Source organism: Mesorhizobium sp. WSM4313 (genome assembly GCF_002294725.1).
Lineage (GTDB): Bacteria > Pseudomonadota > Alphaproteobacteria > Rhizobiales > Rhizobiaceae > Mesorhizobium.
In genome coordinates this window covers 297003-311863 of record NZ_NSFT01000002.1, presented here as the reverse complement: position 1 = coordinate 311863, position 14861 = coordinate 297003, and the positions used below count along the sequence as shown (strand labels likewise).

11 protein-coding genes are annotated in these 14861 nt (G+C 64.5%); 4 read left to right on the top strand and 7 right to left on the bottom strand.

All coding sequences use genetic code 11. The annotated features are described in order from the left end of the window. Positions 1-3: 3 nt before the first annotated feature. Positions 4-3489 carry a PAS-domain containing protein gene (locus CK219_RS06185; protein WP_176476946.1) on the bottom strand — a complete coding sequence of 1162 codons (3486 nt, stop codon included), beginning with the start codon at positions 3487-3489 and terminating at the stop codon, positions 4-6. A gap of 237 nt (positions 3490-3726) precedes the next feature. On the opposite strand from CK219_RS06185, the gene mscL reads away from it, so the two are divergent. Together mscL and CK219_RS06175 are read left to right on the top strand one after the other, a co-directional pair. Then, positions 3727-4149 carry a large conductance mechanosensitive channel protein MscL gene (gene mscL / locus CK219_RS06180; RefSeq protein WP_095766185.1) on the top strand — a complete coding sequence of 141 codons (423 nt, stop codon included), beginning with the start codon at positions 3727-3729 and terminating at the stop codon, positions 4147-4149. 111 nt (positions 4150-4260) lie between these two features. Beyond that, positions 4261-5427, top strand: coding sequence for a pyridoxal phosphate-dependent aminotransferase (locus CK219_RS06175; RefSeq protein WP_095765875.1), 1167 nt, complete (start codon positions 4261-4263; stop codon positions 5425-5427). A gap of 11 nt (positions 5428-5438) precedes the next feature. Here CK219_RS06175 and hemA read toward each other — a convergent pair whose 3' ends face one another. Further along, on the bottom strand, positions 5439-6716 hold the full coding sequence (gene hemA / locus CK219_RS06170; RefSeq protein ID WP_095766184.1) for a 5-aminolevulinate synthase: 1278 nt from the start codon (positions 6714-6716) through the stop codon (positions 5439-5441). Positions 6717-6994: 278 nt separating this feature from the next. Here hemA and galE point away from each other — a divergent pair, with 278 nt between their 5' ends. Together galE and CK219_RS06160 are read left to right on the top strand one after the other, a co-directional pair. Beyond that, positions 6995-7990 carry a UDP-glucose 4-epimerase GalE gene (gene galE / locus CK219_RS06165; RefSeq protein WP_095766183.1) on the top strand — a complete coding sequence of 332 codons (996 nt, stop codon included), beginning with the start codon at positions 6995-6997 and terminating at the stop codon, positions 7988-7990. A 103-nt stretch (positions 7991-8093) separates the two neighbouring features. Further along, positions 8094-9350 carry a D-amino acid dehydrogenase gene (locus CK219_RS06160; RefSeq protein WP_095765874.1) on the top strand — a complete coding sequence of 419 codons (1257 nt, stop codon included), beginning with the start codon at positions 8094-8096 and terminating at the stop codon, positions 9348-9350. A 206-nt stretch (positions 9351-9556) separates the two neighbouring features. Here the strand turns inward: CK219_RS06160 and CK219_RS06150 are convergent, their stop codons facing one another. The 5 genes from CK219_RS06150 to CK219_RS06130 are packed head-to-tail and all read right to left on the bottom strand — an operon-like array spanning position 9557 to position 14733. Beyond that, entirely contained in the window at positions 9557-10909 is a 1353-nt protein-coding gene (locus CK219_RS06150) for an FGGY-family carbohydrate kinase (protein ID WP_095765873.1), read from the bottom strand. Beyond that, the gene (gene rhaM, locus CK219_RS06145) at positions 10906-11220 is read right to left on the bottom strand and encodes an L-rhamnose mutarotase (RefSeq protein ID WP_176476945.1); all 315 of its coding nucleotides are present in this window, start codon (positions 11218-11220) and stop codon (positions 10906-10908) included. The genes CK219_RS06150 and rhaM overlap by 4 nt, the downstream gene beginning before the upstream one ends. Then, positions 11220-12221 (bottom strand): ABC transporter permease, encoded by a 1002-nt coding sequence (locus tag CK219_RS06140; RefSeq protein WP_095765871.1) that lies wholly within the window; start codon positions 12219-12221, stop codon positions 11220-11222. The genes rhaM and CK219_RS06140 overlap by 1 nt, the downstream gene beginning before the upstream one ends. Further along, on the bottom strand, positions 12218-13195 hold the full coding sequence (locus CK219_RS06135) for an ABC transporter permease (RefSeq protein ID WP_095765870.1): 978 nt from the start codon (positions 13193-13195) through the stop codon (positions 12218-12220). The genes CK219_RS06140 and CK219_RS06135 overlap by 4 nt, the downstream gene beginning before the upstream one ends. After that, positions 13192-14733: a sugar ABC transporter ATP-binding protein gene (locus tag CK219_RS06130; protein ID WP_095765869.1), complete on the bottom strand. Its 1542-nt coding sequence runs from the start codon at positions 14731-14733 to the stop codon at positions 13192-13194. The genes CK219_RS06135 and CK219_RS06130 overlap by 4 nt, the downstream gene beginning before the upstream one ends. Positions 14734-14861: the final 128 nt, after the last annotated feature.

Below are 14861 nucleotides of genomic sequence, written 5' to 3'. Positions count from 1 at the left end.
TCTCTATTCGGCGGCCGGCGCCAGCGGCCTGACGCGCGCCATCATCGAGCGCAGCACGGCCGGCTTCAGCGGCTTGTTGATCACCGGAATGTCGAGCCGGCCGGCAGCCGCGCGCACCTCGCTGGAGCGGTCGGCGGTGACCAGCACGCAGGGCAGGTCCTGCCCGTAGGCGGCGCGCAGCGTGGCGACCGCATCGAGCCCGGTGCCACCGTCGAGATGATAGTCCGCTAGCACGAGATCCGGCTTCGGCGCGCCGGGCTTCAGGAGATCGCCTGATCCCGAAGCCGTCTCGACACGGCATCCCCAGCCTTCGAGCAGCAGCCGCATGCCGTCGAGGATGCGCGCGTCATTGTCGATGCACAGCACATTGAGCCCGGCAAGCGTCGAGGCGGAGCGGGCCGGCGCCTTGCCGGCCTCGCGCGGCGGCGCGGCGACCGCCGCGACCGGCAGAATCACGGAAAAGCGCGTGCCCTTGCCGGGGTTGGAGTAGATGCGGATTTCGAGCCTCAGCACCCTGGCAATGCGGTCGACGATGGAGAGCCCCAGGCCAAGGCCTTCGGCCTCGCGCGCGCCCTCGTCGAGGCGCGTGAACTCGTGGAAGACTGTGCTGAGCTTGTCGCCGGCAATGCCGATGCCGGTGTCGATCACCTGGATCTCGGCCAGCTCGCCGCGTCGCCGCACCCCAACCAGAATGCGCCCCTGGCGCGTGTATTTGATGGCGTTGGAAACGAGATTCTGGATCAGCCGGCGCAACAGGTTCCGGTCGGTCATGACGCCGAGCGAGGATGGGATGATCTTCAGATCGAGCTTCTTTTCGGCGGCAAACGGGCGAAAATCGTTGCCGATCTGACCGAGCAGTCCGCCCAGGTTAAAAGCGGTATTGTCCGGCTTCATCGCGCCGGCATCGAGCCGCGAGATGTCGAGCACCGCGCCGAGGATGGTCTCGACCGATTCCAGCGAGGATTCGATGTTCATCGCGGCCTTGCCGGCCGGTCCCTTGCCCGCCTTCTCGATCAGCGACGAGCAATAGAGGCGGGCGGCGTTGAGCGGCTGCAGGATGTCATGGCCGGCGGCGGCGAGGAAGCGCGTCTTGCCGAGGTTTGCCTCCTCGGCCAGCATCTGCGCCTGCGCCAGTTCCTCGTTGACGCGGGTGAGCTCGACGGTGCGGGTCTTGACCCGTTGCTCCAGCGATTCATTGGCCCGCTTCAGCGCCAGGTCCTGCTCGACGCGGCCGGAGATGTCGGCATAGGTGGCGACGATGCCGCCGTCGGGCATCGGGTTGGAGCGCAGCTCCAGGATGCGGCCGCTGGTCTTGAGCTCCATCTGCCACGGGCCAGCGAAACTGGTCAGCCGGTTGAGCATCGTCACGCGCTGATCGGCGGGAATATCGCCGCGCTCGGCGAGATGATGGAGGATCCGGTCGAGCGAGACGCCGACCTGGCCCATCTCGTCCGGCAGGTCGAACAGCAGCCGGTATTGCCGGTTCCAGCAGATCAGTCGGAAATCGCGATCGAAGACGGTGATGCCTTGCTCCATCTGGTCGAGCGCGATCTGCAAAAGGTCGCGATTGTGCTGCAGCGCCTCGGTGGCGTCGTCGAGCAGCTTGAAGGCATCCTTGGAGTCGCGATCGTTGCGGCGAAAGAGCAGCGACAGGATCAGCCGCGCCGAGGACGAGCCGACGGCGCTCGCCAGCAATTGCTCTGAGAAGCGGATAACATCCATGCTGGCTTGTTCGGTGCCGTGCAGAGAGACTTTCGCGTCCCTCTCGAAGGATTGGAACGAGCGCTCCGTGCGCTCGACACCGAGATAACGTGAAATCGTATCCTTCAGGTCGTTGACGGTGACGGCGGTGCGGAAGCGGCGCAGGCTGGGCATCGGGCCTGCCTCGCGCGGCACGAAGATCGCCGCCTGGATGCGCTCCAGCGGCACGGACGCGCGGGAGAGGGAGCCGAGGACGAAAAACAGCGCATTGACCGAGAGGCTCCACAGCACGCCATGATTCAGCGGCTCGCCGACGGTGCCGAACAGCGCCTGCGGCCTCAGCGCCTCGAAGCCGAACAGCCCGTGGACGACGATATCGGTAGAGGGTGCGACGAGTGAAGGCAGGAGCAGCGTGTAACCCCAGACGGCGATGCCGGCGACCATGCCGAGGGCTGCGCCCCGGCCGTTGGCCCGGCGCCAGATCAGCCCGCCGACCAGCGCCGGCGCGAATTGGGCAATCGCGGCAAACGACATCAGCCCGATCGAGGACAGCCGCGCGCTATTGGTGCTCTCGCGATAATAGAGAAAGGCGATGAACAGCATTATGAAGATCGAGGCGCGGCGCACATTGAGGATCAGCGTCGACCAGTCCTCGTTCTCCGAAGAACTCGTCTTTAGCACGCGGCGCACGAACAGCGGGATGACGAGATCGTTGGAGATCATGATCGATAGCGCGACGCTCTCGACGATCACCATCGCGGTCGCCGCCGACAGTCCGCCGACGAAGGCGGCCATGGCCAGCACGTCATGGCCGCTGAACAGCGGCAGCGACAAGACATAGAGGTCGCTGCTGGTCTTGCCGCCGACCAGCGACAGGCCGGCAAAGGCGATCGGCAGCACGAAGAGGTTGATCGCCACGAGGTAGAGCGGGAACACCCAGGTCGCCGTGCGCAGTTCCGCCTCGCTGCGGTTCTCGACGATAGTGACGTAGAACTGCCGCGGCAGCATCAGCACGGCAAAGCCGCTCAGGCCGGTCAGCACCAGCCAGGTGGCGAGCGAGGTGCTGTAGCTCATCGCCTGGCGAACCTGGCTGTTTCCGGCAAGCCTGGCGAACATGTCGCCGGGCCCGCCGAAGATCAGGAACATCACCATCAGGCCGATGGCGAGAAAGGCGGCGAGCTTGACCACGGTCTCGACCGCCACCGCCAGAACCAGTCCGTCCTGATGTTCCGTGGCATCGGCATGGCGGGTGCCGAACAGCACCGCGAACAGCGCCAAAAGCATCGCCACCACCAGCGAGATATCGCTGACGAACGGATCGAAAGAGGGGGGCGAGCCCGTATAGTGCTCGACCATCAGGCTGACGGAACCCGAGATCGCCTTGAGCTGCAGCGCAATGTAGGGCACCGCGCCGATGGTGGCGATCAGCGTCGCGATCGCCGCGACGGTGAAGCTCTTGCCGTAGCGGGCGCCGAGGAAGTCCGCGATCGAAGTGATCTTCTCGCTTTTTGCCAGCCTGATCATGCGGTTGAGCAGCGGGAAGCCGAACACGAAGACCAGCACTGGACCGGTATAGATGCCGAGGAATTCGAGGCCGCGCTCGGAGGACAGGCCGACCGAGCCGAAGAAAGTCCAGGAAGTGCAGTAGATGGCGAGGCTGAGCGCGTAGATGAAAGGCCGCGCCCGACCGAGCCCGGCTGCCACCGAGCGCCGGTCGCCGACGCTGGCGATGGCGAAAAGCAGCGTCACATAGGCGATCGCGATGATGACGACGAACCAGCCTTGCACGGTCCGCACTTCCTCCCTGGCCGGTTTCCTCATCCGGTCGTTAAGACGCAACCACAGCTTGGAGCCCAAGTCCATCGCGGCTTTTGGCACATATGCGGCTGACGAGGCAGGTAAGCACAAACCGGTGTCTTGGCCCTTTTTTCCGGTTTTTCAACCGGGGGTTTTTGTTATTGTGGCTTCGGATCGGTGCCGGAGAGCCGGGGCGGCTGCACGGCCGGTCATGGCAAGGAGGGCCGAATGCTGAAAGAATTCCAGGAATTCATTTCCAAGGGCAATGTGATGGACTTGGCCGTCGGCGTCATCATCGGCGCCGCCTTCGGCAAGATCGTCGACTCGCTCGTCAACGACATCATCATGCCGATCATCGGCGCGATTTTCGGCGGGCTGGACTTCAACAACTACTTCTTCGGGTTGTCATCGAACGTCCATTCGGCCACGCTGGCCGATGCCAAGAAAGAAGGCGCCGTCTTTGCCTATGGCAGCTTTATCACGGTCGTGCTGAACTTCCTGATTCTTGCCTTCATCATCTTCCTGATGGTCAAGGCGGTGAACAATCTGCGCAGGCGGCTGGAGCGCGAGAAGCCGGCTGCTGCCGCGGCACCGCCGCCCGCCGACGTGCAGCTTCTGACTGAGATCCGCGACCTGCTGGCGAAAAGGTAACTCCTCAACGGGCGCCCTGGACCAAAACCCCGGCCGCTTGCGGCCGGGGTTTTCTATTTGCGGCTGTCGTAAAAGAGGCTAGCAGTCGCGAAAAAACGGACGGATTCTTGCATGACCCTGATCGAGACCTTGCGCGCCGAAGCCCGCGCGGCGCCCGAAAGCGGCATCGTCGCTGTCGTCAATCATGGCCGCCTGCGCGAAGGGCTGATCCCGCTCTGGGCCGGTGAGGGCGATCTGCCGACGCCTTCCTTCATCAGCGATGCCGCCGCCAAAGGGCTGGCCGATGGCGAGACGTTCTACACTTGGCAGAAGGGCATTCCCGCGCTCAGGCAGGCGCTCGCCCGCTACTACGCCAGGCACTTCGGCAAGGCCTTCGCCGAGGAGGAGTTCATCGTCACCGGATCCGGCATGCACGCCATCCAACTGGCCATCGACGCGATCGCCGGCAGCGGCGACGAGGTGATCTACCTCTCGCCGGCTTGGCCGAATTTCGCCGCGGCCGCCGGCGTGGCGGGCGCCGTTCCGGTGCCGGTCACCCTCGACCAGTCCGGCAATGGCTGGTCCTGCGATGTCGAAAAGATCGCCTCCGCGATCACGCCGCGCACGAAGCTGTTGTTCATCAACACGCCGTCCAACCCGACCGGCTGGACCGCCGACAGACAGACGCTGAAGGCAATCCTCGATCTCGCCCGCCAAAAGGGCCTGTGGATCATCGCCGACGAGATCTATTCGCTGTTCCACTACGGCCATGGCCGCGCGCCGTCCTTCCTTGACGTCGCCACGGCCGACGACCGTATCCTGTTCGTTAACAGTTTCTCCAAGAACTGGGCGATGACGGGTTGGCGTGTCGGCTGGATCAAGACCCATCCAGCCTTGCAGCAGGTGTTCGAGAACCTGATACAGTACTCAACCTCCGGCGTCGCCCAGTTCATGCAGCGCGGCGCGGTTGCTGCCCTCGACGAGGGCGACGGCTTCATCACCGAACAAGTGGAGCGTGCACGCGCCGCTCGCGATCTCGTCTGCGACATACTCGGCGCGACCGGCAAGGCGCGTTTCACCGTGCCGCAGGGCGCATTCTATCTGTTCTTCAGGGTCGACGGCATCACCGATTCCCGAACCGCCGCCTTCGACATCGTCGATAACGCCAATGTCGGCCTGGCGCCTGGCACCGCCTTCGGCCCCGGCGGCGAAGCCTTCCTCAGACTATGCTTCCACCGCCGCCTCGATCAGCTCGAGGAAGCGGCGCATCGCCTGGCGAGGTGGATAAAGACGGTGTGAGAAAGGCGGCTTCAGCCGCCCGACTTCGGCACCAGCAGCGGAATGATCCGGTCGCTCTTGGCGACGGCGGGACGGCCGGAGCTGGCATAGGGAATGCCCAGCGCATCCCAGGTCTCGACCAGCGCGTCCTGCAGCTCGGCGATCAGCGCGTCCGAATGGAATGGCGTCGGCGTGATGCGCAGCCGCTCGGTGCCGCGCGGCACCGTCGGATAGTTGATCGGCTGGATGTAGACGCCGTGCACGCCAAGCAGCCGGTCGCTGGCCATCTTGCAAAGCTCGGGGTCGCCGACCAGCACCGGCACGATATGCGTGGCCGATTCCATCACCGGCAGCCCGGCCGCGGCAAGCACCTGCTTGGTTCTGGCCGCCTGGCGCTGCTGCGCGTCGCGCTCGGCCTGCGAGCGCTTGAGATGCCGGATCGAGGTGGTGGCGGCCGCCGCGATCGCCGGCGGCAGCGCGGTGGTGAAGATGAAGCCCGGCGCATAGGAGCGCACCGCGTCGATGACGGCGCTGGTGCCGGCGATGTAGCCGCCAAGCGTGCCAAAGGCCTTGGCCAGCGTGCCCTCGATGATGTCGATGCGCTCGGCCAGGCCTTCGCGTTCGGTGATGCCGCCGCCGCGCGGTCCGTACATGCCCACCGCATGGACCTCGTCGATATAGGTCATGGCGTTGTAGCGTTCGGCGAGCTCGACGATCTCTCTGATCGGCGCGATGTCGCCGTCCATCGAATAGACGCTTTCGAAGACGATCAGCTTGGCGCGCTCGCGCCCCGCGGCCTGCAAGAGGCTCTCTAGATGCGCGACGTCATTGTGGCGGAAGATCTTCTTCTCCGCGCCCGAGCGCCGCACGCCTTCGATCATCGAGGCATGGTTGAGCTCGTCCGAGATGATCAGGCAGTTGGGCAGGAGCCTGGCGATGGTCGAGATCGAGGCTTCGTTGGAGACGAAGCCGGAGGTGAAGACCAGCGCTGCCTCCTTGTCATGCAGATCGGCGAGCTCCTGCTCGAGCTCGACCAGGGGGTTGGAGGTGCCGGAAATGTTGCGGGTGCCGCCGGCGCCCGAGCCCATCTTGGCGGCCGCGTTCTGGAAGGCGGCAATCACGTCCTCGTTCTGGCCCATGCCGAGATAGTCGTTGGAGCACCATACAGTGATTTCCTGGGCGCGGCCGTTGGAACGCCAGATGGCGCGCGGGAACTTGCCCACGATGCGCTCCAGGTCGGCGAAAACGCGATAGCGACGCTCGGCGTGGAGCTGGTCGATCGCATCCTCGAAGAACCGCTGATAGTTCATGTCGACTTCCCAATTTTGGGCCGGATCATAATCACTGCCCCATGCCGCGTCCACCGCGCCCAACCGGTCAAAATGCCACGCCCGTGCCCTGTTCCTAACGATGCCGGATCGTGGCCTATTCCCTGCTGTTTGAAGCAACTTGGTTTCAGTACGATGCCTCGGGCGCGACGAACTGTTACGGACTTAACACATAGGGAGGCTAGTGGGCTTGCGGCGGGTTTTCCAGCGCGGTGGCTGTTGAGACAGTTTCCGACAAATCTTGATCAGCGAGGTAGATGATGACGGTTTTGGTGACAGGCGGTGCCGGTTATATCGGCAGCCACATGGTCTGGGAACTGCTGGACGCCGGCGAGAGCGTCGTGGTGCTCGACCGGCTTTCCACCGGTTTCGAATGGGCGGTCGCCCCGGAAGCAAGGCTCACCGTCGGCGATGTCGCCGATCGTGATCTGGTCGGCCGGATCATCCGCGACAACAAGGTCGACGCCATCATCCACTTCGCCGGCTCGATCGTGGTGCCGGAATCGGTCGCCGACCCGCTTGGCTATTACGAAAACAACACCTGCAAGACCCGCACGCTGATCGAAACGGCGGTGCGCGAGGGCGTGCCGCATTTCATCTTCTCCTCCACCGCCGCCGTCTATGGCGGCGCCGGGCTGGAACCGGTGCGCGAGGATGCTCGCCTTGCGCCGGAATCGCCTTACGGCCTTTCCAAGCTGATGAGCGAATGGATGCTGCGAGATGCAGCGTTGGCGCACGACATCCGCTATACGGCGCTACGCTATTTCAATGTCGCCGGCGCCGATCCGAAGGGCCGGACCGGACAATCGACGCCCGGTGCCACGCATCTGATCAAGGTCGCCTGCGAGACCGCGCTCGGCAAGCGGCCCTTCATGCAGGTCTTCGGCACCGATTATGCGACGCCGGACGGCACCTGCATGCGCGACTACATCCATGTCAGCGATCTCGCCGCCGCGCACCGGTTGGCGCTGCAGCGGCTGCGGGATGGCGGCGGCAGTCTCGTCGCCAATTGCGGCTACAGCCACGGCTATTCGGTGCTGGAGGTGATCGACAGCGTGCGCCGCGCCTTCGGCCATGACTTCGACGTGCGCATGGGGGACCGCCGGCCGGGCGATGCCGCAGCCGTGGTCGCCAATTCCGAGCTTGCCCGCAAGGAATTCGGCTGGACGCCGCAGCGCGACGATCTCGACCTGATCGTCAACGACGCGTTGGCCTGGGAACGGATCCTGACGACCAAGAATTCCGTTCGAAACTGATCTGTTGGGCCAAGGGCTCGCGGGGCGCCTATAGACGCGGTATTGAGCCTCATGCGGCGGCGGCGCGCGGGCCCGCCGCTGCGATGATGCTTGAGGGAACGGCATGAAGGTCTTGGTTCTCGGCGCCGGCGTGGTTGGCACGGCGGCCGCCTATTATCTGGCAAGAGATGGTCACGAGGTGACGGTGATCGAGCGCCATGAAGCGGCGGCGCGCGGCACCAGCCAGTCCAATGCCGGCCTGGTGTCGCCGGGCGATGCCACCGCCTGGGCTTCGCCCGCAGCGCTGAAGACCTTCCTGCGCGCGCTCTGGAATCACGATCTCGGCATCAAGGTCAGGCTGCGCCTCGATCCCTATTTCTATGCCTGGAGCCTGCGCTTCCTGCGCGAATGCACGGTGACCCGGCTGCGCGCCAACACCAACATCAAGTTGAGGCTCGCGCTCCATTCTCGCGAGTGCATCAATCAACTGTCGGAGGAAACCGGCATCCATTACGACGAGCGCAAGAAGGGCATTCTCTACTTCTTTCGCTCGCAAAAGAGCCTGGACACCGGCACCGACAATTACCGCTATCTGGGCGAGCACGGCCTGCCGATCGAGATCGTCGGCCGCGAGCGTCTGGTCGAGCTGGAGCCTGGTCTTGCCGGCGTGAAGGAAAAGATCGCCGGCGGCATCTATTCGCCGATCGACCAGACCGGGGATTCCAAGCAGTTCACCGACCGGCTCGCCGCCTATGCAGCCGAGAGGCTCGGCGTGAAATTCCTGTTCGGCACGACGGTCGAGGGCCTCGACATCGAGGGAGATCGGGTGCGCGCGGTGATGACCTCGGCAGGACCGGTCACCGGCGATGCCGTCGTCATCTCCATGGGGCCGGAAAGCGGCCTGCTCGGCCGCCGCTATGGTATCGACCTGCCGGTCTATCCGGTGAAGGGTTACACCGCGACCATCCCGCTCGAGGACGAGAGCAAGGGGCCGACCATGGGCGGCGCCGACGAGGACCGGCTGATCGGCTATTCCAGGCTCGGCAATCGCCTTCGCATGTCCTCGACGGCCGAATTCACCGGCTTCGACCGCAGCTTCAAGCCGGGCGATTTCAGGACCATCCTGGAAACCGGCAAGGATCTTTTTCCCGGCGCCTTCGACGAGAAGAAGGCCGTGCTCTGGGCCGGCCTGCGGCCGATGATGCCGAATTCGGTGCCGGTCATCGGCCAGGCGAAATACCGCAATCTCTATCTCGACACCGGCCACGGCCATGTCGGCTGGACCATGGCCTGCGGCTCGGGGCAGTTCCTGGCCGATGTCGTCGCCGGCAGAAAGCCGCAGATCGATCCGCGGGGACTGCTTTACGGGACGGCGCGCTGAAGGCTTTAATTGCCGAGGTCGGCGCTGCCCCTCATCCGCCTGCCGGCACCTTCTCCCCGTTGAACGGGGAGAAGAGAGCTGTGGCCATGCCGACACGCATTTCCGCGGCGTTGAAAATTGGCGAAATCGCCGGTGACGGCCTCTTTCTCCCCGTCACTATACGGGGAGAAATGCCCGGCAGGGCAATGAGGGGCAGAGCCAACCTGTCAAGTAGAGCGGCGCCAAGCCCGAGCATATCCGCCCCAGGACTGATCGGTCGGTGGTTCTGTGCGCTCACCCTTGCTCATCGCGATGACGCGATCTGAGGCTAACAAGGCCGCGCCGATGCTGGTCCCGGTCGAGGTCTCTGACGCAATGACCGGTCGCTCGGTCGCTGCCGCCAGCATGCGGATGAAAAGCGGGTTCTGCGCGAAAGGTCCCTCGACGGTCGTCGGTCCGTCGCCGCCGATCAATTCCAGGCAGGTCGCGGTCGTCAGCGCCAGATAGAACGAGATGGTGGCGAAGCGCTGGCCGGCGCTTAGGTTCTCGGCATTGACCCATTGCGCGCCGCGATGCGGAAACGGTCCCGAACCCCGCTGAGTGGCAGGCAGGAGCAGCACCTGCCGCGCCAGAACGGCGGCAACATCGTCTTCGCTCCATTCCTGGCTTTGGCCGTCGGTCAGAAGCGAGAACTCGCGCCCACCCATGAAGCGCGCCGAAGGCACCGGATCGCCGAGCGCGTTGACATTGACCAGGGTGTCGCGCGCCGGGTCGAGCTCGACCCTCCTGCCGCCCACCGCCATCGACACCACCCATGTGCCGGTCGAGACGACGGAGAAGGGCGGTGTGTCGGATAAAAGGTGCGGCAGCAGCGAGGCGTTGGAATCGTGCAGTCCGCAGAACACGGGCGTCTGCGGGTCGAGCCTTGTCCGCCGCGCCAGCTCCGGCAGGATCGGGCCAAGCCGATCCTTTGCCGGTCGCACCGGCGCCATCAGCCGGCGCCAGCCCATCCTGTCGACCAGCGACGAGTAATCGGACGTCCAGGGATTCCAGAGATCGGTGTGGCAGCCGAGCGAGCTCACCTCATTGGCGGCGACGCCGGTCAGCCGCAGCGCCCAATATTGCGGATACATCAGCATCGCGGCGGCCGTGGCGAAGTCCGCCGGGAAACGTTTCTGCTGCCAGAAGAACTGCGCGCCGAGATTGAGGCCGATGGGCAACCGCGGCGTGCCGGTTTCGCCGAAGGGCGGACGCACGGCGTCGTAATCGGCCGCAAGCTGGTCGGGGCCGTCGAATTCATAGTCGAGCACAGGCAGCACCAGTTCGCCCGAGCCGTCGACCAGCGCGCCGGTCGCGCCATGCGTGGTGATCGAGATCGCATCGATCCGCCGTTCGCGGTTGAGATCGGCGAGGCTGTTCAGGATGAACGTCCACAGCGCCTCGACATCGTGATGCGGATAGGACGCCTGCCGCACCGGCGCGTTGGCGAAGCGGCGCAGCCCAATCTCGCTCAGTGTCGCGAGATCGACCAGCGCCACCTTGGCGTTGGTCTTGCCGATATCGATGACGGCGACGATCATGCCATATGGAACACGGTTTCCAGCGGCGCCGCCACCGGCTCGTTGTCGGGTTTGGTCTCCATGACATCGGCCATGTGCGCCCACCAGCGCTGCATCACCGGGTGCTTCGGAAGATCGGCCATGCCGTGGTCATCGCGGCGCCACAGCACCCCGAACAGGATGTTGGTCTCCTCGTCGAGATAGATCGAATAGTCGGAGACGCCGGCCTCTCTCAGCAGCGCGACCAGCTCGGGCCAGATCTCGTCATGCCGGCGCTTGTACTCGGCCTTCATGCCGGGATTGAGCTTCATCTTGAAGGCGTATTTCTCCATCAGGCGAAGCGCCCCTCGCGCAGCCGCCGCCAGACGATCGGCAGCGCAATGACGATGATCAGCAGCAGGCCGATGAAGATCGACATGACAATGCCGGGCACGTTGAGCAGTCCGAGGCCGAACGTCACCAGCCCCATGATGAAGGCGGCGAGCACGACGCCAAGTATGCTGCCGGCGCCGCCGAGGATCGAGACGCCGCCGAGCACCACCATGGTGATCGCCTCAAGCTCATAGCCCTGCGCGATCGACGGCCGCGTCGAGCCAAGCCGCGAGGTGATCAACACCGAGGCTATGCCCGACATCAGCCCGGTCAGGCAAAACAGGATGAATTTGATGCGGTCGACGCGCACGCCGGAAAACTGGCAGGCGACCGGGTTGTTGCCGATGGCGAAGACGCGGCGGCCGAAGCTCGTGCGGTGCAGCAGGAACCAGTAGATGAGCGCCGCGGCGAGGAACAGCGCCAGCTCGAACGAGAAGACCCACGAGACATAGCCCTGGCCGAAGAACGCGAAGCTCTCCGGATAGCCTTTGTAGGCCTGGTCCCCGAGGATGATGAAGGCGATGCCGCGAAACAGGCTCATCGTGCCGATGGTGACGACGATGGAAGGCAGGCCGAGCCGGGTGACAAGCAGCCCGTTGCAGGCGCCGCAGCCCAGTCCCACGACGACGCCGATTGCCACCAGCACCGGTGTTCCCGCGCCGGCCTGCAGGGCCATGCCCATCATCGTCGAGGCTAAAGCCACGATCGCCGCGACCGACAGGTCGATCTCGCCCGAGATGATCAGCAGCGCCATGGCTAAAGCGATCAGGCCCTTTTCGGTGAAGTTGAAGGTCAGGTCCGACAGCGACCATGGATCGAGGAAGTAGGGCGAAGCAAAACTGTTCACCGTGAAGATCAAGACCGCGATGATGACGAGCAGCGCCTCCCAGGAGAAGATCGCTGACGACAGCGGCTTGTCGAGCCGGTCGGGGATACGGCGCGGGGCAGGGGTGTCGGTCATGCCGCTTCCGCCTTTCTCAGGATGATGCGGCCTTGCCGGCGTTCGCCGCGCGCGTTGAGTACGACGGCCAGGATGATGGCGCTGCCCGATATCGCCATCTGCCAGAAGGGCGAGATGTTGATGACCGGCAGCGCGTTGGAGATGATGCCGAGGAACAGCGCGCCCAGCACCGCGCCGCCGACCGAGCCGATCCCGCCGGCGATCGAGATGCCGCCGATCACGCAGGCGGCGATGATGTTGAGCTCATAGCCGTTGGCGACCTCGACTGAGGCGATGACGTAGCGCGAGATCCACAGATAGCCGGCGAGCCCGCCGATCATGCCGGAAATGCAGAACACGATGAATTTGGTGCGGCCGACATCGATGCCGGCATAGACCGAGGCGGTCGGGTTGACGCCGATGGCGTGAATCGAGCGGCCGATCTGCGTGCGCGTCATCACCAGAAAGAACAGCGCGATCACGATGATCGCGATCCAGGACAGCACCGGCAGGCCGAGGAAGGCGGCGCGCTGGAAATTGATGAAGTCCGAGCTCATCTGGTCGGCATTGACCCAGGCGCCGCCCGAGACGACGAAGGTGGCGCCTCGATAGATCGTCAGCGTGCCCAGCGTCACCACGATCGACGGGATGTTCAGCCGCCACACCAGGAAGCCGTTGATCGCGCCAAGCGCCAGTCCGATGGCAAGTGCGATCACGATCAGCACCGGGATCGGGATCGCCGGATGCGCGGCGTTGAGCATCGCCACCACCATGCCGGTGAAGCAGAGGTTGGACGCCATCGACAGGTCGATCGAGCGCGTCAGGATCACCACCATCTGACCCAGAGCCAGGATCATCAGGATCGAGGTGTCGTTGAAGACCTGACGCAGATTGGCGGGGACGGCGAAGCCGGGGAAGCGCGTCGAGATCAGGCCGATCAGCACGACGATGCCGGCAAGCAGCCAGATCTCGCGGTATTTGAGGAAGCTCTTCATGCCGCGATCCCCGCCGCCGTTCGAACCAGCGTCTCGGCGTCGAGCCCCTTGTTGTCGTAGGTCGCCGCGATGCGGCCTTCGCGCATGACCACGACGCGGTCGGACATGCCGAGGATTTCGGGCAGTTCCGACGAGACCATGATCACCGACAGGCCTTGCGCGACCAGTTCGGCCATGAAGCCGTGCACGGCGGCCTTGGAGCCGATGTCAATGCCCTTGGTCGGCTCGTCGAGGATGATCACCTTGGGCGCTGTGGCCAGCCATTTGGCGATAACGACTTTCTGCTGGTTGCCGCCGGAAAGCGTGCCGACATCCTGGCTCAGCGATGAGGCGCGCAGGTCGAGCCGCTCGGTGTAGGAGCGCGCGAGCGAGAACTCTTCCGCCAGCCTCAGCACGCCGGATTTCGAGGTGCGCGCCAGTGAAGGGAGAGAAACATTCTGGAAGATCGGCAGGCCGATCACCACGCCTTGCTTGCCGCGCTCTTCCGGCACGTAGACGATGCCGGCCTCGATCGAATCCGCCGCCGACTTCGGTGCGATCGTCTTGCCGTCCAGCGAAATCGCGCCCCGGCTGGTGCGGGTGATGCCGGCGATCGCCTGCATCACCTCGCTGCGCCCGGCGCCGACCAGCCCGTAGAAGCCGAGGATCTCGCCCTTGCGCAATTCGAAGCCGATGTCGTCGAATTCGGTCGGATGCGACAGGCCGGAGACGGACAGCACCGGCGCCCCGATCTTCGGCTCGCGCTGCGGAAAGATGTGGTCGACATTGCGGCCGACCATCATGCGCACGATCTCGTTCTGGCCGGTATCTTTCAGCAGGCCTTCGCCGACCATCTCGCCGTCGCGGAAGACGGTGTAGCGGTCGGCGATGCGGTAGATCTCGTCGAACTTGTGGCTGATGAAGAGCACCGCCTTGCCTTCGCTCTTCAGGAATTCGATCAGCAGGAAAAGCTCCTCGATCTCCTTCATCGAAAGTGCCGCTGTAGGCTCGTCCATGATGACGATGCGCGCGTCGATCGACATGGCGCGTGCCACCGCCACCAGATGCTTATTGGCGATGCCGAGGTCCTTCAGCCGCGCGTCAGCGTCGATATGGCCGGCGCGCATCGTCTCCAGCACCTCGCGGGCGTTCTTGCGCATGGTGCGCCAATCGATGGTGCCGAAGCGGGTGCGCGGCGCATGGCCGAGAAAAATGTTTTCGGCGACCGAAAGATCATCGAACAGCACTGTCTCCTGGTGGATGGCGGTGATGCCGTGGCCGAAGGCGGCATGCGCGCTGGGCAGCGTCGTGGTCAGGCCGTCGATGCCGATCTCGCCTGAATCGGGCTGGTAGATGCCGGTCATGATCTTGACCAGCGTCGACTTGCCGGCGCCGTTCTCGCCGATCAGCGCCGTCACCTGTCCGGGATAGAGCGACAGGCTGACATTGTGCAGCGCGCGCACGCCCGGGAAACTTTTCGAGATGCCTGAGAGCGTCAGGCGAGGAGCGGAGGCGGGGAGCCGCTCCTTTACCGTGCCGTCATGGGCCGTCGTGTCCATAGTCGTATCAAGCCCGGTCAATCTATTGCGTGTAGACTTCCCCTCACCCGACCTCCGCTTCGCTCGGTCGACCTCTCCCCGAGGGGAGAGGAGATTTCCGAGCTTGGCTCCAGGCTCTTCTCCCCACC

Excerpts from the sequence above, each read along its gene's own strand:
- mscL (WP_095766185.1), top strand. The coding sequence starts at position 3,727 with ATGCTGAAAGAATTCCAGGAATTCATTTCCAAGGGCAATGTGATGGAC.
- CK219_RS06175 (WP_095765875.1), top strand. The coding sequence starts at position 4,261 with ATGACCCTGATCGAGACCTTGCGCGCCGAAGCCCGCGCGGCGCCCGAA.
- hemA (WP_095766184.1), bottom strand. The coding sequence starts at position 6,716 with ATGAACTATCAGCGGTTCTTCGAGGATGCGATCGACCAGCTCCACGCC.
- galE (WP_095766183.1), top strand. The coding sequence starts at position 6,995 with ATGACGGTTTTGGTGACAGGCGGTGCCGGTTATATCGGCAGCCACATG.
- CK219_RS06160 (WP_095765874.1), top strand. The coding sequence starts at position 8,094 with ATGAAGGTCTTGGTTCTCGGCGCCGGCGTGGTTGGCACGGCGGCCGCC.
- CK219_RS06150 (WP_095765873.1), bottom strand. The coding sequence starts at position 10,909 with ATGATCGTCGCCGTCATCGATATCGGCAAGACCAACGCCAAGGTGGCG.
- rhaM (WP_176476945.1), bottom strand. The coding sequence starts at position 11,220 with ATGGAGAAATACGCCTTCAAGATGAAGCTCAATCCCGGCATGAAGGCC.
- CK219_RS06140 (WP_095765871.1), bottom strand. The coding sequence starts at position 12,221 with ATGACCGACACCCCTGCCCCGCGCCGTATCCCCGACCGGCTCGACAAG.
- CK219_RS06135 (WP_095765870.1), bottom strand. The coding sequence starts at position 13,195 with ATGAAGAGCTTCCTCAAATACCGCGAGATCTGGCTGCTTGCCGGCATC.
- CK219_RS06130 (WP_095765869.1), bottom strand. The coding sequence starts at position 14,733 with ATGGACACGACGGCCCATGACGGCACGGTAAAGGAGCGGCTCCCCGCC.